We start from the raw sequence: 19752 nt of genomic DNA on the forward strand, positions 1-19752 counted from the left end.
ATAACTAGACATTATTATTAAATTCATATAAAATAGATTTGTAAAGGTAAACTATTTTTTAATTTTAAGGGGGAGAGATGAAAATTAAAAAAATTATGGCTGGAGCCTTAACTCTAGCACTTTCACTAAGCATTACAGCTTGTGGTTCAAAAAAAGATTCTGATAATGCATCAACAGCTTCAAACGGAAAAGAAGCAAAAGTTTCAGCAACTATGGTAACTGACCAAGGTGGAATTAATGATAAATCATTTAACCAATCATCTTATGAAGGCTTAAAAGCATACGAAAAAGATGGAAAAGTTAAATTTGATTATATTGAATCACATAAAGATTCTGATTATCAACCAAACCTTGAATCAGCTCTTGATAGTGAATCAGACATTATTTTTACAGTTGGATATGCACTTTACGATGCAACAAGCAAGGCTGCAAAAGATAATCCTGATCAAAACTATGCAATAATTGATAATGCAAATCCTGATAAAATTAAAAATCTTCTAGGAATTACATTTGCAGACCACGAAAATTCATTTTTAGTTGGATATATTGCTGGTATGACAACAAAATCAAATAATGTAGGATTTGTCGGAGGAATGGAATCAGCAGTAATTGATAGATTTGAATATGGTTACAGAGCAGGAGTCAAAGAAGCAGCAAAAGAAAAAGGCACAGACATAGAAGTTCAAGTTCAATATGCAAACTCTTATGCTGACCAAGCAAAAGGAAAAAATATAGCTAATCAAATGTATCAAAAGGGTGCAGATGTAATCTTCCACGCAGCTGGTGGTACAGGAATCGGTGTATTTGAAGCAGCAAAAGAAAATGATAAATATGTAATCGGCGTTGACCGTGACCAAAAAGATGAAGCTCCAGATAATATTTTGGTTTCTACAATTAAGGGAGTTGGAAAAGCTGTTCAACTAACAATTGATGATTACAAAGATGGAAAATTCAAAGGTGGAGAAACAAGATCATTCTCACTTAAAGATGGAGATGCTTTGGATATAGCTTACGGTGACAACGACCTAGTTGACCAAAAAGTTAAGGACAAGGTAGAAGATTTAAGAAATCAAATAGTTGATGGAAAAATTAAAGTTCCACAAAACGAAAAAGAATTTAAATCAATGGGTTACGATAAATAAAACGTACTAGAAATATGTAAATTAAAAAGAGTAGGAAGATTCACTACTCTTTTTTTTACAAATAAATGTTTAGAAAATTCTAAATTAGTAGTGAGGTAATATGGATAAGTATTTAAATGAAAGCCCTATTGTTTCATTAAAAAATATTCATAAAAGTTTTGGCGATAAAAAAGTTTTAAAGGGAGTAGATTTTGATCTTCACAAATGCGAAGTCCATGCTTTGCTTGGAGAAAATGGAGCAGGAAAAACTACTCTGATGAATATTTTATATGGAATGTTTCCACAAAATGAGGGGGAAATTTACATTAAAGGTGAAGAAATTGTAAATAATTCACCGAAAAAAGCAATAAAAATGGGCATAGGAATGGTTCACCAACATTTTATGTTGATAGAACCTTTTACAGTAACAGAAAATATAATTTTAGGTTACGAAGGAAAAAATAATTTAATTATCGACAGGAACAAGGCCAAAGAAGAAGTTCTTAATCTTAGTAAAGAATATGGACTTTTGATAGATCCTGATAGCAAAGTTTCAGATATTTCAGTTGGTCAACAACAAAGAATAGAAATTTTAAAGGCTTTATATCATGGAGCAGATATTTTAATTTTCGATGAGCCAACTGCAGTTTTGACACCCCAAGAAATAAATGAATTTATAGAAATAGTTGAAAAATTAACTGATCTTGGAAAATCAGTTATAATTATCACCCACAAATTAAAAGAAATTAAGGCCATGGCAGATACTTGCACCATAATTAGAAGGGGCGAGTTTATCGATAAGGTCAAAGTAAAAGATGTAAGTGAAGAAGAACTTGCAGAAAAAATGGTTGGCCGTGACGTAAGCTTTAACGTTAAAAAAGAAAAAATCGATCTTGGAGATGAAATTTTTAAAATTGAAGATCTTTGGGTTAAGGACAACAGAAAAGTTGACAAGGTAAAAGGTCTTAACCTTTCTATAAGAAAAGGTGAAATTTTGGGAATTGCAGGAGTTGATGGAAACGGTCAAACAGAATTGATTGATGCAATTTCTGGAATGAGAAAAGCTGAAAAAGGAAAAGTTACCTTAAAAGGCGAGGACATTACCAATAAAAATCCTAGAAATATAATTGACCTTGGCATGAACCAAATTCCAGAAGATAGGCAAAAAAGAGGCCTTGTTTTGGAATATTCAATAAAGGATAATTTAATTTTAGAAAAATTGGACAAAGATTTTTCAAAAAACGGAATTTTAGATTTCAAAAAAATTGAAGAAAATGCCAATGATTTGATTGAAAAATTTGATATTAGGCCAAATGATATGAATGAAAAAGCTGGAAGCCTTTCAGGTGGAAACCAACAAAAAGTTATTATTGCAAGAGAAATTACAAATGATCCCGATCTTTTGATTGCTGCTCAACCTACAAGAGGACTTGACGTTGGAGCAATTGAATTTATCCACCAATATTTGGTAGAACTTAGAAATCAAGGAAAGGCAGTTTTATTAATAAGTTTTCAATTAGATGAAGTCATGGACTTATCTGACAGAATTTGCGTAATATATGATGGAAAAATTGTAGGAGAACTCGATCCAAAAGAAACTGACGAATACGAGGTAGGAAGATTGATGGCAGGAGGAGATCATGAATAAAAAAGTAAAAACAAAAAGAAAATTTTCTTTTTCAAATTCAAAATTATTATTTACTCTTGTATCAATAATCTTGGGCCTTTTGGTTGGAGCTTTAGTTTTATCCCTTACAGGTTACAATCCGATTGAAGCTTATGGAAAATTGATTGAAGGAATTTTTAAATCCCCAAGAAATATTGGTTGGGCTCTTGTAAATTCAACTCCAATAATTCTTACAGGTCTTGGAGTTTGTTTTGCCTTTCAAACTGGCCTATTTAACATGGGAGCTGAAGGACAATTTATAATTGGTTCAACTGTAGGATTTTTGCTAGGATATTTGTTAGAACTTCCTCCAATAATCCATGTGATTGTTACAATAATTGTTGCACTTTTGGCAGGATTTTTGTACGGGGGACTTGCAGGATTCATAAAGGCAAAATTTGGAATTCACGAAGTAATTTCAACCATAATGCTAAACTGGGTTGCCTTTTATTTTCAAAATTTTGTAGTTTATCGCTATCAAAAACCAAATTCTATGGGAACATTTGACATTAAAGATTCAGCAAAAGTAACTCTTGTTACAAATGCTAGCCAAAAATTTGATGGATTTTTTGGGAAATTTTTTAGAGCGCCAATTCATTTGGGAATAATTCTTGCAATTTTAAGTGTAATTATTATTTGGTTTATTCTTGAAAAAACTACTCTTGGATACAAATTAAAAGCTGTAGGATTAAACAGAGAAGCAAGTGAATATGGTGGAATCGATGCAAACAAAAAAATAATTCAGTCTATGGCAATTTCTGGATCTTTGTGTGCCCTTGCTGGAGTTACTCAAGTTATGGGCTACACATTTTCACTTCCACTTTTATCAGCTATGGAAAATTTTGGATTTGACGGACTTGCCGTTTCACTTTTGGCATCAAACAATCCAATCGGTTGTATTTTCTCAGGCCTATTTTTGGGATCTTTGAAATATGCAGGAAGTAACTTACAAAGAACCATGGGAGTTCCAAGCGAATTAATTTCTATAATTATCGGAACAATAATTTTATTTACAGCTATTCCTTTGATATTTAGAATTATAAAAGCGAAAGCAAACAAAAAGAAAAATAGAAAGGCGGGAAATAATGCTTAATTTGACAGTTTTAGGATTAATAATTGGAAATACACTTTCAAATGCTACACCGGTATTATTGACAGGCCTTGGCGGAATGATGAGTGAAAAATCTGGAGTTGTAAATATTGGACTTGAAGGAATGATGACAATCGGAGCCTTGGTTGCTGCGACTGTGGGATATTATTTTGGAAATCCTTGGCTAGGATTTTTTGCAGGAGGACTTGCAGGAATGTTTTTTGGACTTATCCATGCTTTGGTTTCAGTAACTTTTGCAGGAGACCAAACTATTTCTGGTATTGCTATAAATACACTTGCACCAGGTTTGGCCTTATTTTTGGCAAGATTATTTTTTGACGGAGCAACTCAAACCCCATCAATTCCTTTGGAAAATAAAATCCCAAGATTATTTGACGGCTTAATTAAAAATCAAGGTTTGAAAAATATTTTCTCCCAATATGCAACAGTTTATATAGCTTTAATTTCTGTAATTTTACTTTATGTATTTTTATATAAAACAAAATGGGGCCTAAGGCTTATTGCAGTTGGTGAGCACCCAAAAGCAGCAGAAACTTTGGATATTTCTGTGAAAAAAATTAGATATCTTGCAGTTATGTTTTCGGGATTTATGGGAGGACTTGGAGGAGCAAGCATGTCACTTGCAGTTGTAAGTGTATTTTCTCCAACCTTAATTGCAGGACAAGGATATATTGCCCTTGTTTGTGTAATTTTTGGAAATTGGAGACCGCAAGGAGTTTTGATAGGATCCTTATTTTTTGGACTAACTCAAGCAATAGCAACCTATCTTACAGGAACAAGTATAAGACTTCCAATGGAATTTATTTCAATGATTCCATACATTTCAATTTTGATTTTCTTGATTTTATTTAATAAAAAATCAAGAGCACCGAAGGCAAGTGGTAAACCATATTTGACAGAAGATATATAAGAAAAAATAGAAAATAAAACCCATATCGATAGCAGAATTGATAGAGAACTCATATATAAAAATTAAGACAAAGTCAATAAATGAGATCTCTCGACTGGGCTCGAGATGGGTTATTTTTGTTTTTTGCTAATTACTAAAGAATTTATTATTTTAATGGCTTATTAGAATTTAATTTAAAATAAGAATGTAATAAATGAAAACTCATATAAATAGCAGAATCGATTGAGAACTCATAGATAAATCTAGATAGATTTAATAAATGAGATCTCTCGACTGGGCTCGAGATGGGTTGTTTTTGTTTTGAATTAATTACTAAAGAAAAAATCTCATAATATTAAAAAATTACAAAATAAACATTGTGACCAACCCATATCGACCGACTGAAAGGAGTGGAGATATCTCATAGATTATTTTAGTATTTGGAAATTGATTTTTTAATGTTTTAATTTTTCTAACCTATTTAAAAAATGAGATCTCTCGACTGCGTTCGAGATGGGTTATTTTTGTTTTGAGTTAATTACTAAAGAAAAAATCTCATAATATTAAAAAATTACAAAATAAACATTGTGACCAACCCATATCGACCGACTGAAAGGAGTGGAGATATCATGTGTATTATTTTAATATTCGGAGTGTTAATTTTTTCGAATATTTTAAATTTTCTAATCTATTTATAAAAAATAAGATCTCTCGACTGCGCTCGAGATGTATGTTTTTTCTTACGTTGATTACTAAAGAAAAAATCTGATAATATTATGAAATATTTACAAAATAAACGTAGCTACAAACCCATATCGACCGACTGGAAGGAGTGGAGATATCTCATAAATCATTTTTATATAGAAAATAAATTTGAAATTTATTTGATAGGTTTAAATTTAATTATTTTATTTAATCTATCTATTATTTTAAAAATGGGCATAAAAAAAGCACCATTTGGTGCAATTTTAAAAGGGAAAATTTACGTATTACAACTAAAAAAGCAAGCTTTAGCTTGCAAAAAAATGGTCGGGGTGAAAGGATTCGAACCTTCGGCCTCATGGTCCCAAACCACGCGCGCTACCAAGCTGCGCCACACCCCGATGTCCTAACGACAATATATAATATACCAGCTTTAAAATTATTTGTCAAATCTTTTTTTAAAGTTTTTTAATTTTTGTAAGATTCGCTTAATTTAGCTGATAAGTAAGAATAAAAATCTTCGATTTCTTTCTCACTGAAAATAATTATACCATTTTTCTTTAAGATTTGGCAAGTGACCCCGTCACCTTTTATTAAATTTTTATTAAAATTTCCATCATAAATTAAATCTTTTCCGCAAGATGGAGATTTTGCTTTTAAGAGGGCAATTTTTATCTTATTTTTTTTGCAAATTTTTAGGGCGATTTCTGCCCCTTTTTTGAAATTTTTTGTAAAATCTTTCCCATCAACATTTATTACTCTAGAATTTTTTATCTCACATGGTTTTCTTGGCGTTTTCATTCCGGAATCTACTTCTGGACAAATGTCTATGAAATTTACTTGGGGAAATTTTTCTTTTAAATTTTTTATTTCGTTATTTTTTCCATCATAGCGACAATTTATTCCCAAAAGACATCTTGATATTAATACATTCATATTTTTATCCTTTCTGATATAATTATAGCAAAGGAGAATTTAAATGAAAATTAAAAAAATTTTTTATAAATTTATTTTAAGCTTTTTTCTTATTTTTGCCTTTACTGGATGTGTAAAGCATGAAAATATTAATTCTAATGAAGATATTGAATCGAAAAATATTTTAGAGGATAAGGCTTATTATAAAAAAGATGATGTGGTTTCTTATATTAAATCTTTTAAAAAACTTCCCAAAAATTATCTTACAAAAAAAGATGCGAAAAAACTCGGCTGGATTCCTAAAAAAGGAAATTTGTGGGAAGTTACTGATAGTGGTGTAATTGGTGGGGATTATTTTGGAAATTTTGAAAATAAACTCCCAAAGGCTAATTACAAGGAATGTGATGTAAATTATTTTGGTGGAAGACGTGGTGGTGAAAGATTAATTTATGATGAAGATTTTAATATTTTTTATACGTCTGACCACTATAAAAGTTTTACTGAGGAGAAATAGATGATTTTTTTGGATGGAAATAAATTTAAGTCAAGGGATGAGGCCTTTTCTTATTTGAATGAAAAAATTGATTTTGAATATAAAGTAAATAATCTCGACGCTCTTTTTGACGCTCTTTCTATGGTTGATGAGAAAATAATTATTGAAAATTACCAAGAAATTTACAACAATTTGGGTCAATACGGGGAGAAATTTTTGTCATGTTTTATGAAGGCAAGTATTGAATTTCTTTTGGAAATTGATTTTTTATCTAAGCTTAATATAGTAAATTAAAGGAGCAAATATGGAAGATAGGTCAGTAAATAATGAAATTAGAAACTTTGTTGCCAAAAATATTATTAATAATTTTCTAAAAAATGGGGACAAATTTTATGAGAAGGAATTTCTTATTAATAAATTTAGGGTAAATCCTTCTTATGTCGACAAAACCTACCAAAGACTTTTGGATGAGGATTTGATTGAGGCAAAAAGTGATTATTATTATATGAAAATTGATCAAAATAAGATAAATGCCCTAATAGTTGAATTTTCAAATGGATATTTGAATGAATTTTTGAAAAATATGAATTCAATTGGAATTTCTAATGAAGGCGTTTATGATTTTGTAGCTTTGAGGATGAATGCTAATGGATAATATATTAGAAATTAAAAATTTGAAAAAAACTTACGGCAAAAAAAACGTGCTTGATGGGATAAATTTAAAACTTGAAAAAGGACAAATTTTGGGACTTATGGGTCCCAACGGGTCAGGAAAAACAACTCTTTTAAAATGTATCATGGGTCTTATTAAGCCAAATGATGGAGAAATTTTAATTGACGGGAAAAAAGTTGGAGTGGATACAAAAAAAATAATCTCCTACCTTCCAGATGCCTATCATCTTTATGATAATTTGACGATTGAAGATACGGTAAATCTTTACAAGGATTTTTATGATGATTTTAATATGAGAGTTTGCAAGGAACTTTTTGAATTTATGAAAATTCCAAAGGACGGCTTTTCTGATAAATTATCAAAGGGAATGAAGGAAAGACTTCTTTTGGCTTTGACTTTATCTCGTGATACAAAATTATATATTTTGGATGAGCCAATTGAAGGGGTAGATCCAATTGCAAAGGATATGATTTTATCTGCAATAATAAAAACCGTAGATATTGGTAGGACAATTATTATTACAACCCACCAAATTGGAGATTTGGAAAATCTTTTTGACAGGGCTGCCTTTATCCAAAGAGGGCAAATTCTTTTTGAAGATGACGCTGAAGATTTGAGGGATAAGTATAAAAAACAATTGGTAGATTTGTATAAGGAAATTTTTGTAATATGATTAAGTTTTTGAAATATGAATTAAAAAGATCAAGGGGATTTTTTCTAATTATGGCAATTTTTGCTATAATTTCCCAAGCCTTACTTAGTATATTTTACAAATTTAATAGCTTTGAGATAGAAAATAAAAATACTTCATTTTTTATTCTTCTTATATCTTTAGCCCTAATAATTTTATCAATTTCCTTGATATTTTTTACCGTAAGATATAAAAGAGATATTTTTGACAAGTCATCATACATTACTTTTACCATAAATATTTCAGTAAGTAAGATAATTTTAGCGAAATTTTTGGCAAGCTTGATTTTTGGATTTTTAAGCCTTGTAATTTTTGTGGGATCATTAATTTTTACTACAAAATTTTTGGGAATAAATGAAAGTTTAAATAATATTTCCATAAAAGTTCTAATACTTTATATTTTCGTTAGTGAAATTTATTATTCCATAGCCTACCTACTTTTGGTTTTTGGAATTACACTTTCAAAAGTACAAATTTTTAGAAGGTATTATTCCTTTGTTTCAGTGGTTTTATCCATTGTTTTATTTACCATTATAGTTTGGCTTTTAAGAAATATTTACACAATAAGTCCTGTGGTTTTAAGATTTAAAGACTTTGCCATTCAAAGAATTATAAATATAAATGGGCTTGATATATCCATGCTTTATAATGGAGTAGACGGAAAAGTTTTGGGAATTAATATTTGGATGTTGGTTTTTTCTATTTTAATTATAGCAGTTACATTTTTTTATAATGTATTTTTGATAGAAGAAAAAATAGATTTTTAGGAGAAGGATATGAGAAAATATTTAAAATATGATGTAAAATCAAATATGAAATTTTTTATCTCGACAATTGCAAGTTTTGTAATTCTCCTAATATCACTTTTATCAATAAAAACAATAGGAGCCATTTCAAGATCACTTGAAATAAATTCAGCCCTAAATTCAATAGAAATTATTGTACTTGTAGTATTTATCCTAACCATATCCTATTTTATTATAAATACATTTTACAAGGACCTTTATACAAATAGGTCCATACTTACATTCTCACTTCCAATTAGTGCAAAAGAATTTATTTTGGCAAAGCTTGTAGTAATAAATATTTTTTATTGGCTTTTGGTTTTTTTATCAGTATTTTTATTTTATATAGTAGGAAAATATTTAAACACAAAAACCCTTTTGTCCTTAATATTTATAATGAATCTTGTAAATGTTTTTTCCATGCTAATATTTTTTTATATGCAAATGGACAGGTTTATATTTAGAAAAAAAACTTCAGCCCTCGTGATTTTTACAATTACAGGATTGATTTTTGGTCTGGGATTTTTTATAAACAAAAATTTCTTGCTCTTGCACAATAAAATTGTTTTGAAAAATTATAATTACATGTCCTTTATTTATTCATATGTAAAATACAAGGGAGAAGCCTATGTAAATCTTACAGGGTTTATTTATTATATTTTGATATTTATGGGCTTATTTTTTATAAATGCAAAAATTTTGAAAAAAGATTTAGACTTATCGTGAGGATTTTATGAACAAGAATATGTATTTAGGGATAATTGGAGGAGTTATAATATCAATAATTTTAAATAATGCCTACAATTTTCCAAACAAAGAAATGGTAGCTGTAGCTTGTGCTGTAATAGGTGCATTTTTTGGGGCGAGCATTGATAATAAATTTAAAAAAAAGAACTAGGGTATAGTCATAGTAAGGAGATATTATGGATAATAAAATTAATGAAGTCAAAAAAATTATAAAAGAGTCAAATAATATTGTATTTTTTGGAGGAGCAGGGGTATCAACTGCATCCGGAGTTCCAGATTTTAGGTCTGCGACAGGACTTTATAATAGGGAAAATAATTCATCATACTCACCAGAATATATGCTAAGCCATGAATTTTTCGTAAATCATCCAGACGAATTTATGGAATATGCAAAAGAAAATTTGATGATTGAAGGAATAAAACCAAATGACTGCCACTTTGCTTTAACAAAACTTGAAAAAGAAGGAAAATTAAAAGGGATTATAACCCAAAATATAGATTCCCTCCACCAAGAAGCAGGAAGTAAAAATGTAATTGAGCTTCACGGAAATTTAAGAGATTATTATTGCACATCTTGCGGGAAAAATTTCGACCTTTCTTATGTAAAAAAATTTAAAAATTTAGTCACATGCGATGAGTGTGGATCGGTTGTAAGACCTGACATAGTTTTGTACGGAGAAAGTTTAAACAATGATAATATAAGCTATGCAGTAAAATTAATGAGCGAAGCAGATGTTTTAATAGTTGGAGGAACAAGTTTGGTTGTCTATCCTGCAGCAGGATTAATAGATTTTTATAGGGGAAATAAACTTATTGTAATAAACAGGGATCCTACCCCAAAAGATAATAAAGCAGATTATCTTTTAAAAGGAGATATTTCAAAAATAATGAAAGAATTAGTAGAAGGTGTTTAATTTTGAAAAAACGACATGGAATAGATGAGTTATCAATAGGCCTAGTTTGGATTGCCATAGGACTTATGCTAATAAACTACTTTGCAAAAATTGAATTTTTGCAAGCACTTCCCTTAGCTATAGTTTTTTATGCGATTTTTAGGACTATATCAACAAATGAAATAAAAAGAAACAGTGAAAATTATATTTTTAAATTAAAATTTTTAAATCCAATCCAAAAAAAATATGGGAAAATTAAGAGGAAAATATTTGGAGATAAAAAATATAAGTATATTAGGTGTAAATCATGTGGACAAGAATTACGTATTCCTAAAGGCAAGGGTAAAATAATCGTCAAATGCCCTAAATGCAAGACTAAACAAAAAATAAAATCTTAAAAAAAAATTAAATTTTAACTTTATTTTTTAAAAAAATTAATGTATAATACGTTAGGAAGGAGCATGTATGGATAGATTAATAGGAACAGTATCAACGGGTGTAAGGACACCTATTATTGAGACAGGAGATAACTTAGTAGATATAGTATTTGATAGCGTAAACAAAGCTGTTGAGTCAAAAAATATCGAAATAAACGACAAGGATGTAGTTTGCGTTACAGAATCCCTTGTAGCAAGAGCTCAAGGAAACTACGCAAGTTGTGAACAAATTGCTAAAGACATCAACAATAAATTTAAAGGTGATGAAATAGCAATCTTATTCCCAATTTTAAGTAGAAATAGATTTTCTATAATGCTAAAAGCTTTCGCTTTGAGTGGAAAAAAACTTCACATTTGCTTATCTTATCCACAAGATGAGGTAGGAAACTACATTATGGACAGAATGGATTTATTTGAAAGTGATGTAAATCCTTATTCAGATATTTTAACAGAAGAAGAATTTAGAAAACTTGCAGGAGATTACAAACATCAATTTACTGGAGTTGACTACATTTCACTTTACAAAGAAATGGCAAAAAATAGTGAGGTTCATTTCTTCAACAATCCAAAAGATGTACTAAAATTTACAAAAAGTGTTTTAGTTTGCCAAATTCATACTAGAGATTTAACAAAAAAACTTCTAGAAAAATCTGGAGCAAAAGAAGTATACGGACTTGATGAAATAATGACACAATCAGTTGATGGATCAGGCTATAATGAAGATTACGGTTTACTTGGATCAAATCTTTCTACAGAAGATGTAGTAAAATTATTCCCAAGAGATGGACAAAAATTGGTAGATGAGCTTCAAGAAAAATTTATTGAAAAATATAATAAACAAGTTGAAGTTATGATCTACGGTGACGGTGCTTTCAAAGATCCAGTAGGAAAAATTTGGGAGCTTGCAGATCCAGTTGTTTCCCCTGCTTTTACAAAGGGACTTTCTGGAACACCAAACGAATTAAAAATAAAATATATAGCTGATACCGAATTAAAAGATTTATCAATTGAAGAAAGAACCGCAAAAATGAGAGAAAGAATTTCTCAAAAATCAGAAGACTTAAAAGGAAGTGATGAAACACTAGGAACAACACCTAGACAAATTACAGATCTTTTAGGATCACTTTGCGATTTAACTTCAGGTTCTGGAGATAAAGGAACTCCTGTCGTTCTTATTCAAGGGTATTTTGATAATTATTCAAATGATTAAAAAAAAAGCCGCGAGGCTTTTTTTTTATAAACTTGGAGGATTAAAAAAAATTTAAGATGAAAGAAAAAAAAGATCCTAAACAGCTTTCAGAACAAGAAAAACTTAAACATATACTTGAAAGAAATGCTGCTATAAAAATTTTAAGAAAAGATAGGCACAAAGATAAATTTGCCCACGAGCCTTTAAGTAATAGAAAAAAAATTTTCCTAATGAGTTTTGCCGCAATACTTATGGCAAATGGAACTCATTTTTTTAAATATCCCAACCATTTTGTAATAGGTGGAGTAGAGGGGGCATCCATACTGCTTTCAAATAGCCTTCCTCTTTCTCCCGCCCTAATAACTTTAATTTTAAATGTGACTTTATTGGTTGTGGCATATTTTATTTTGGGAAAAAAATTTGTAATAAAAACAGGATATGTATCCATACTAAATTCCTTGACAGCCCTTTTACTAAGTAAAATAATTCCCCATACAACTCCCTTTACAGATAATAAATTATTGGAATTATTTTGCGCAGTTTTAATACCAGCTGTAGGCTCTTCAATTTTATTTAATTTAGCCGCATCAAGCGGGGGCACAGATATAATTGCCATGATTATAAATAAATACACAAAATTAAATATAGGAAAATCACTTTTGATGGGAGATTCTATTTTGACCATACTATCAATAAAAATTTTTGGAGTGGAAATAGGAATTCTTTCCTGTCTAGGACTTTTGATGAAGGGAGTCGTTGTAAATGAATTTATAAAATCATTTAATACAGCAAAACTATTTTTAATAATCACATCAAAGCAAGAAGAAATAAGCGTATTTATTAGAGATAAATTAAATAGGTCGGCAACCGTAATAGATGGGACAGGCCTATATTATAAAAAAGACCAATCAGTATTTTTGTGCGTAACAAATGATTATGAGGCAGTTTTATTTAGAAAATTTATAAAAGAAATTGACCCACGCTGCTTTATAACAGTTCTAGATACCTCATCAATAATAGGTAAGGGCTTTTATACTACAGATTTGCAATAAAAAAACTCCTGATTTTTCAGGAGTATTTTTTATTCCAAAAATAATTTTAAATGGTACATAAAGTAGGCTATTATTAAAATTTCTAAAAATTTTGCCACAACCATTATTTTTATGTATTCTTTAAATCTGATTTTTTTAAAACCTGCAACCATGGATAAGGCGTTGTCAGGGGCAAATGGAGTTGCACTTGTTATAAACAAAATCTTTTTGAATTTTTTACTACTTTGTCTTGTTGCGCTTTCATATTTTTTGAGATTCTTTTTTGGAATAAAAATATTTAAAAATCTTTTTCCATAAATTCTTGTTAAAGTATAATTTATTACTGCAGTCATAAGGCCAGTAATATAATTTAAAAATAAACCGAATTTTTGTCCAAATAAGGCAAAACCAATTATTATAAAAATGGTTGTTGGAATAAATGGAACAAATCCAATCATTACCTTCAAAATTATAAAAATTAAAGGAGCAAGGTATGTAAAAGCTCCGATATAATCATATAATTTGTCGGAATCTGTAAGAATTCCAAGTTTATATAATTTATATAGAAAGCTCAAAAATAAAATCGAAAGTCCAAGGCTTATTAATATTTTAATTTCTTTGCTGTATTTTTTTAAAAAATATTTCATAATTAGTTTTTAATACGGACTTAGAAAAAAGAGAGGCCGAGGGCCTCCCTTTAAAAAAATCTTATTCTTGTTCTTCGAACATATCTTTACCTACTCCACAAACTGGGCAAACCCAATCTTCTGGAAGGTCGTTGAATTCTGTTCCTGCATCGATTCCGTTATCTGGATCTCCTTTTGCAGGATCATAGATATATCCACAAGCTGTACATACGTATTTCATAATATTCTCCTTTCATTTGTTATATTTACATTATACTACAAAATAAAAAAAATCAATAATTTAGGAATTTGTACAAAATTTGACAATTTTTTTTAAAAAGATAAGAAACTTAATTTTCTTTGGGTATATAATTAATAGAGATGAGGGATTAAGATGGAACTTATTAGAAACACAATGCCGACTGACCTAAAAATGATAAAAAAATTTAGGGACGGGCTTGTTTTAAATTTAAAAAATAAAAATATAGATGAAAATTTAATTTTCAAAATTAGATTAATTTTGGATGAGCTAATAATAAATTCATACGAACACGGAAACAGGTGTCAGTATGAAAAAATTATCGACACAACTTTTATGATGGATGATGAATTTTGTCTAATAAAAGTTAAAGATGAGGGAGAAGGCATTGATTATCTTTTTGAAAATGACGGACTTCATGATCATGGCAGGGGAATCAAACTTGTTTATAGCCTAGCAGATGAGCTAATTATTAAAGATAATATCATAATTGCTTTTTTGAAAAGAGATTCCAAGAGAAAATTATATATATAATACTTGGTAAGTTTATTTTATCAAGTATTTTTTTTGATATTTATTGATAATCTTATCACATATGATATAATAAATTGATGAATAAATAGTTTAATTTAGATAAGAAAGAAGTGATTTAATGAAACGTGAAGATATAAGAAATGTAGCGATAATCGCCCATGTAGACCACGGTAAAACAACTTTGGTTGATGGACTTTTAAAAACTAGCGGAATTTTTAGGGAAAACCAACAAGTTGATGAAAGAGTAATGGATTCAAATTCTATTGAAAAAGAGAGAGGAATTACAATTCTTTCAAAAAATACCGCAATTAATTACAAGGGAATAAAAATAAACATAATCGACACCCCAGGCCACGCTGATTTTGGTGGAGAGGTTGAAAGAGTTTTAAATATGGCTGAAGCTGTAGTTTTGGTTGTAGATAGTCGTGAAGGCCCAATGCCTCAAACAAAATTTGTTTTGAGAAAGGCAATTGACTTAAATTTACCTGCAATTATTTGTATTAATAAAGTTGATAGACCTGATCAAAGGGTTGAAGAAGTAATGGATGAAGTACTAGATTTATTTATTTCACTTGATGCTGACGAATCATATCTTGATTCACCATTTGTTTTTGCATCAGCAAAAGAAGGCTGGGCAAGTCTAGAATTTGGCGAAGAAAAAAATGATATGACAGATCTTTTGGATACAATAATTGATTACACTCCAGCTTTTGAAGCAGATCTAAAAGCTCCATTTAAAGTTTTGGTTTCAACAACAGATTATGACAATTATCTTGGAAGAATTGCAATCGGAAAAGTTGAAAGCGGACAAATAAATAAAAATGATTCTTGCATAGTTGTAAATTACAATGACAAGGATAGAAAAGTAAAATCAAAAATTGTTACAATTTATGAATTTGAAGGTCTTCAAAGAAGTGAAGTAGATAAAGCAGAATATGGTTCAATTGTAGCTCTTTCTGGAATGGAAGATATAAATATTGGAGATACAATTTGTACAGAAAATGATATGGATCCAATAGAATTTACAAAAATTTCTGAGCCAACTTTATCAATGACTTTTTCTGTAAATAATTCACCATTTGCAGGACGTGATGGAGATTATGTAACAAGTAGACATATTAGAGATAGGTTATTTAAAGAAAAAGAAACAGACGTTTCTTTAAGAGTTGAACCAACTGATTCAACAGAATCTTTCAAGGTTTCAGGAAGAGGAGAGCTTCATCTTTCAGTTTTGATAGAAAATTTAAGAAGAGAAGGCTATGAATTCCAAGTTTCAAAACCTGAAGTTATGTTTAAAGAAGATGAAAATGGTAAAAAATTAGAACCAATTGAGCTTGCAACAATTGATGTCGACCAAGAATATACAGGAGCAATAATTGAAAAATTAGGTCTTCGTAAGGGAGAACTAATTGATATGGCTCCAAATTCATCAGGCTATACAAGAATGGTATTTAAAATTCCTGCAAGAGGACTTATAGGTTATAGGCAAGAATTTTTGACAGATACAAAAGGAACTGGAGTTTTAAATACAGAATTTGATTCATACGAAAGATATAAGGGAGATATTGCAAAAAGACAAGCAGGTTCACTTATTTCTTTTGAAACAGGAGTTGCAACAACTTATGGACTTCACGCAGCCCAATCAAGAGGACAACTTTTTGTAAAACCACAAGATGAAGTTTACGAAGGTGAAGTTATAGGATCAAATGCTAAGGGAATAGACATTGACGTAAATGTTTGTAAAAAGAAAAAACAAACCAACGTCAGAGCATCAGCAGCTGACGAAGCCCTTGTCCTAACTCCTGCAAAAATTATGAGTGTAGAAGAGATGATGGAATTTGTGGAAGAAGATGAATTAATAGAAATTACTCCACACAATTTAAGAATTAGAAAAAGAATTTTAGATAATAATCTAAGGTATAAAGCTAAAAAAAATAACAAATAAGGTGGAAAAAATGAAAAAGAGATTTGAAAGATTTCTTTCAAGTACTCTGCTTCTATCAGTATTAGTGGTTTTTATAGCAAATTTAATCCTAATTCTTACAAAAATTAACCCACAAGTAGTAAATGATATTTGGAATATTTCCTTTATCATTTCGTGGGTTATCATGTTGATATATCCTCTTTATATATTAATGGAAAAACAAACAAGAGGATATTCAATTTTTGTAGGAATAATTAGCATATTTGGATTTGCTGTATTAAGTTATCATGCCCTACTTGTGGCAAGCACTTACACACCACTAATTCCAAAATTTATAGCAGTAGATGAAAGAATATCAAATTATTGGCAAGAACTATTTTATAGTGGACTTATTATCGTTTATATTGCTCATTTATTAAATGTAATACTTTTAAATAGATTAAAATCAAAAGAAATAAAAAATGACTAGGGGAGGTTGTTATGAAAAAAGGATCAAACGTTTCTTTATCAGTTATAAAAAGGTTACCAAAATATTATAGGTACCTAGAAGCGATTAATGAAAAAGGCATTGTAAGAGTTTCATCAAAGGAACTTTCACAAATCACAGGTCTAACAGCAAGCCAAATTAGACAAGATTTAAACCATTACGGTTGCTTTGGCCAACAAGGCTACGGCTACAATGTAAAAGAATTGATGGATGAGCTTGCAAAAATTATTGGAGTAAACAAAGAATATTCAATGGTAATAATTGGATACGGAAATATAGGCCATGCTCTTAATCAATACTCAGGATTTAAAACTCTAGACTACTATGTAAAGGCAATTTTCGATAAAAACAACGAAGAAGTTTCTACAGATGAAGTAAAAGTTTTACCAATTGACGAATTAAAAGAATATTTGGAAAAAAATAAAATCGATATAGGAATTATTACAACACCAAAAGAAGGTGCCCAAGAAGTTTGTGATATTCTTTGTGAAGGAGGAATAAAAGGAATTTGGAATTTTGCACCAGTTGATTTAAAAACAAAAAATAATGTGGTAATAGAAAATGTTCACCTAGACGAATCATTATTTACCCTAACATATTTTATCAACTCACCAGAAGATTTCATTTTCTAAAAAAATTATGATTGTAGCTTCAGTATCAAATTTATCAAAATCCTATCCTACCCAAGATGTATTTTCAAATTTATCCTTTACTATAAATAAGGGAGACAAAATTGGCCTAATAGGAAATAATGGTTCTGGAAAGTCTACACTATTTAATATATTAACAGGAGAAATTTCAAAAGATTCTGGAAATATACATATACCAAACGATGTAAGTCTTGGTTATTTGAAACAACAATTAGGACTTATGTCTAACAAAAGTATATACGATTATTGTTTGGAAGTTTTTAAAGATCTGATAAAACTTGAAAAAAATTTAAGAGATCTTGAAATGAAAATGAGCGAGGAAAAAAATCCAGATAAGCTCAATGATATAATGGCAGAATATGCAAGAAAAAGCGAGGAATTTGAAAAACAAAACGGCTATTCCTACAAATCAGAAATAAGAGGGGTTTTGATTGGAATGGGCTTTAGCGAAGAAGATTTTTCAAAAGAAATTTCGCTTTTATCAGGAGGACAAAAGGCAAGGGTTGAACTTGCCTGTCTTTTATTGGAAAAACCTGACCTTATTTTGTTAGATGAGCCGACCAATCACTTGGACATTAAGGCTATTAATTTTTTGGAAAATTTTGTGAAAAATTTTAACGGATCGGTTATTGTTATAAGCCACGATAGGTATTTTTTGGATGCGACAGTTTCCAAAATATTTTTGTTAGAAAATGGTGGATTAAAAATTTATGATGGCGATTATACTTCTTTTATGAAACAAAGAAAAAAAGATTTGAAAGTTCAAAACCACCTTTACAAAACCCAACAAAAAGAAATTAAAAGGCAAGAAGAAATAATTGATAGGTTAAAAAATTTTGGCGGATCAAAAAGAAAAAGAGGAATTTCTCAATCAAGATCTAGACAAAAACTTTTGGATAAGATGGAAAGGGTAGAAAAACCTGAAAGTCTTAATGAAACAATAAATATAAGATTTACTCCAAGAATTGTTTCAGGAGTTGATGTATTAAGTGTAGATAAACTCAAAAAATCCTATGATAGGGAAATTTTTGAAGATATTTCTTTTAATATTTATAGAAATGATAGGGTTGCAATAATTGGAGAAAATGGTGTAGGAAAAACTACTTTATTTAAAATTATTTTAAACCAAGAAAGAAAAGATGACGGAGAAATAAAATTAGGATCTAGCGTAAAAGTTGGATATTTTGACCAAGAACAAAAATCTCTTAATACGGAAAACACTTTGTTTGAAGAAATAAGAGAGGCTTATCCCGACCTTACAAATTATGAAATTAGGTCTTATCTTGCAAAAATAATGTTTTACCAAGATGAAGTTGATAAGCCAATAAATGAATTGTCCGGAGGTCAAAGGGCAAGAATTTCTTTATTAAAACTTATGCTTTCAGATTGTAATTTTATTTTGATGGATGAGCCAACCAACCATCTTGATATAGATTCGAAAGAAGCTTTGGAAGATGCTCTTATAGCGTACGAGGGGACCGTTCTTGTAATAAGCCACGACAGGTATTTTCTAAATAAAATTGCTGTAAAAATTCTTGATATGCACAAGGATTATATGAAAGAATATTTGGGTAATTACGATTATTATGTTGAAAAATTAAAAGAAGACTTGATGGAAGATGAGAAAAAACCAGAAATGACTCAAACCCAAATTAAAAAGGAAGAAAAAAAGAAAAAATTACAAAGGCTTGAAATCAAAAAAATAAAAGATAAGCTAGAAAAATTGGAAAAAGAATCAAATGCTATTGATGCAAAAATTCATCACCTTACGGAAGAAAGCCTCAAGGAAGGTTTTTATGATGATCAAAAAAAAGTTATAGAAACTTTTAATATGATAAAAAATCTTGAAGATAAAAAGCAGAGATATCAGGATAAGTGGTTAGAATTATCTTTGGAATTGGAAGAAAATTAAAAATTATTTGTTTCAAA

The 19752-nt window shown here is 29.6% G+C and carries 23 protein-coding genes and 1 tRNA gene; 20 read left to right on the forward strand and 4 right to left on the reverse strand.

Features of this window, described 5'->3' with window-relative positions; translation table 11 throughout:
- The first annotated feature begins 77 nt into the window (after positions 1-77).
- From BN2087_RS03325 to BN2087_RS03340, 4 genes are all read left to right on the forward strand, one after another.
- On the forward strand, positions 78-1142 hold the full coding sequence (locus BN2087_RS03325; RefSeq protein WP_049690461.1) for a BMP family lipoprotein: 1065 nt from the start codon (positions 78-80) through the stop codon (positions 1140-1142).
- Between the two features lie 100 nt (positions 1143-1242).
- A complete protein-coding gene (locus BN2087_RS03330) occupies positions 1243-2769 on the forward strand; it encodes an ABC transporter ATP-binding protein (protein WP_049690462.1) in 1527 nt (508 codons plus the stop codon).
- Positions 2762-3880, forward strand: coding sequence for an ABC transporter permease (locus BN2087_RS03335; protein ID WP_049690463.1), 1119 nt, complete (start codon positions 2762-2764; stop codon positions 3878-3880). Before BN2087_RS03330 ends, BN2087_RS03335 begins: the two co-directional genes overlap by 8 nt.
- Positions 3873-4808: an ABC transporter permease gene (locus BN2087_RS03340; RefSeq protein ID WP_049690464.1), complete on the forward strand. Its 936-nt coding sequence runs from the start codon at positions 3873-3875 to the stop codon at positions 4806-4808. Before BN2087_RS03335 ends, BN2087_RS03340 begins: the two co-directional genes overlap by 8 nt.
- Positions 4809-5813: 1005 nt before the next feature.
- Here the strand turns inward: BN2087_RS03340 and BN2087_RS03345 are convergent.
- Together BN2087_RS03345 and BN2087_RS03350 are read right to left on the reverse strand one after the other, a co-directional pair.
- Positions 5814-5890, reverse strand: a tRNA-Pro gene (locus BN2087_RS03345).
- Positions 5891-5957: 67 nt separating this feature from the next.
- Positions 5958-6425 carry a 2-thiouracil desulfurase family protein gene (locus tag BN2087_RS03350; RefSeq protein ID WP_082144172.1) on the reverse strand — a complete coding sequence of 156 codons (468 nt, stop codon included), beginning with the start codon at positions 6423-6425 and terminating at the stop codon, positions 5958-5960.
- 43 nt (positions 6426-6468) lie between these two features.
- Between BN2087_RS03350 and BN2087_RS03355 the strand changes: the two genes are divergently transcribed.
- From BN2087_RS03355 to BN2087_RS03400, 11 genes are all read left to right on the forward strand, one after another.
- Positions 6469-6918: a ribonuclease domain-containing protein gene (locus BN2087_RS03355; RefSeq protein WP_049690466.1), complete on the forward strand. Its 450-nt coding sequence runs from the start codon at positions 6469-6471 to the stop codon at positions 6916-6918.
- Entirely contained in the window at positions 6919-7191 is a 273-nt protein-coding gene (locus BN2087_RS03360; RefSeq protein ID WP_049690467.1) for a barstar family protein, read from the forward strand.
- Between the two features lie 10 nt (positions 7192-7201).
- A complete protein-coding gene (locus BN2087_RS03365; protein ID WP_049690468.1) occupies positions 7202-7552 on the forward strand; it encodes a hypothetical protein in 351 nt (116 codons plus the stop codon).
- The gene (locus tag BN2087_RS03370; RefSeq protein ID WP_049690469.1) at positions 7545-8243 is read left to right on the forward strand and encodes an ABC transporter ATP-binding protein; all 699 of its coding nucleotides are present in this window, start codon (positions 7545-7547) and stop codon (positions 8241-8243) included. Before BN2087_RS03365 ends, BN2087_RS03370 begins: the two co-directional genes overlap by 8 nt.
- Positions 8240-9028: an ABC transporter permease gene (locus BN2087_RS03375; RefSeq protein ID WP_049690470.1), complete on the forward strand. Its 789-nt coding sequence runs from the start codon at positions 8240-8242 to the stop codon at positions 9026-9028. The genes BN2087_RS03370 and BN2087_RS03375 overlap by 4 nt, the downstream gene beginning before the upstream one ends.
- 9 nt (positions 9029-9037) lie before the next feature.
- Complete coding sequence (locus BN2087_RS03380) at positions 9038-9772, forward strand: ABC transporter permease (protein WP_049690471.1); 735 nt, start codon at positions 9038-9040, stop codon at positions 9770-9772.
- Between the two features lie 7 nt (positions 9773-9779).
- Positions 9780-9944, forward strand: coding sequence for a hypothetical protein (locus BN2087_RS09260; protein ID WP_167335898.1), 165 nt, complete (start codon positions 9780-9782; stop codon positions 9942-9944).
- Positions 9945-9969: 25 nt separating this feature from the next.
- Positions 9970-10707: an NAD-dependent protein deacylase gene (locus tag BN2087_RS03385; protein ID WP_049690472.1), complete on the forward strand. Its 738-nt coding sequence runs from the start codon at positions 9970-9972 to the stop codon at positions 10705-10707.
- A gap of 2 nt (positions 10708-10709) precedes the next feature.
- Complete coding sequence (locus BN2087_RS03390; RefSeq protein WP_049690473.1) at positions 10710-11084, forward strand: Zn-finger containing protein; 375 nt, start codon at positions 10710-10712, stop codon at positions 11082-11084.
- Positions 11085-11151: 67 nt separating this feature from the next.
- Complete coding sequence (locus BN2087_RS03395; RefSeq protein ID WP_049690474.1) at positions 11152-12333, forward strand: coenzyme F420-0:L-glutamate ligase; 1182 nt, start codon at positions 11152-11154, stop codon at positions 12331-12333.
- A 56-nt stretch (positions 12334-12389) separates the two neighbouring features.
- Complete coding sequence (locus BN2087_RS03400) at positions 12390-13364, forward strand: YitT family protein (RefSeq protein ID WP_049690475.1); 975 nt, start codon at positions 12390-12392, stop codon at positions 13362-13364.
- Positions 13365-13393: 29 nt separating this feature from the next.
- Here the strand turns inward: BN2087_RS03400 and BN2087_RS03405 are convergent, their stop codons facing one another.
- Both BN2087_RS03405 and rd read right to left on the reverse strand, forming a co-directional pair.
- Complete coding sequence (locus BN2087_RS03405; RefSeq protein ID WP_049690476.1) at positions 13394-13990, reverse strand: VTT domain-containing protein; 597 nt, start codon at positions 13988-13990, stop codon at positions 13394-13396.
- A 61-nt stretch (positions 13991-14051) separates the two neighbouring features.
- Positions 14052-14210, reverse strand: a complete 159-nt coding sequence (gene rd / locus BN2087_RS03410) for a rubredoxin (protein WP_049690477.1) — start codon at positions 14208-14210, stop codon at positions 14052-14054.
- A 153-nt stretch (positions 14211-14363) separates the two neighbouring features.
- Here rd and BN2087_RS03415 point away from each other — a divergent pair, with 153 nt between their 5' ends.
- From BN2087_RS03415 to abc-f, 5 genes are all read left to right on the forward strand, one after another.
- Positions 14364-14762 carry an ATP-binding protein gene (locus BN2087_RS03415; RefSeq protein WP_049690478.1) on the forward strand — a complete coding sequence of 133 codons (399 nt, stop codon included), beginning with the start codon at positions 14364-14366 and terminating at the stop codon, positions 14760-14762.
- A gap of 118 nt (positions 14763-14880) precedes the next feature.
- Entirely contained in the window at positions 14881-16707 is a 1827-nt protein-coding gene (gene typA / locus BN2087_RS03420; RefSeq protein ID WP_049690479.1) for a translational GTPase TypA, read from the forward strand.
- 10 nt (positions 16708-16717) lie between these two features.
- On the forward strand, positions 16718-17155 hold the full coding sequence (locus BN2087_RS03425; RefSeq protein ID WP_049690480.1) for a hypothetical protein: 438 nt from the start codon (positions 16718-16720) through the stop codon (positions 17153-17155).
- Positions 17156-17166: 11 nt separating this feature from the next.
- Entirely contained in the window at positions 17167-17805 is a 639-nt protein-coding gene (locus BN2087_RS03430; RefSeq protein ID WP_049690481.1) for a redox-sensing transcriptional repressor Rex, read from the forward strand.
- Positions 17806-17812: 7 nt separating this feature from the next.
- Positions 17813-19735, forward strand: a complete 1923-nt coding sequence (abc-f, locus tag BN2087_RS03435; RefSeq protein WP_049690482.1) for a ribosomal protection-like ABC-F family protein — start codon at positions 17813-17815, stop codon at positions 19733-19735.
- The last annotated feature ends 17 nt before the right edge of the window (positions 19736-19752 follow it).

Origin of the sequence: Anaerococcus jeddahensis (assembly GCF_001182725.1) — a bacterium.
Lineage (GTDB): Bacteria > Bacillota > Clostridia > Tissierellales > Peptoniphilaceae > Anaerococcus > Anaerococcus jeddahensis.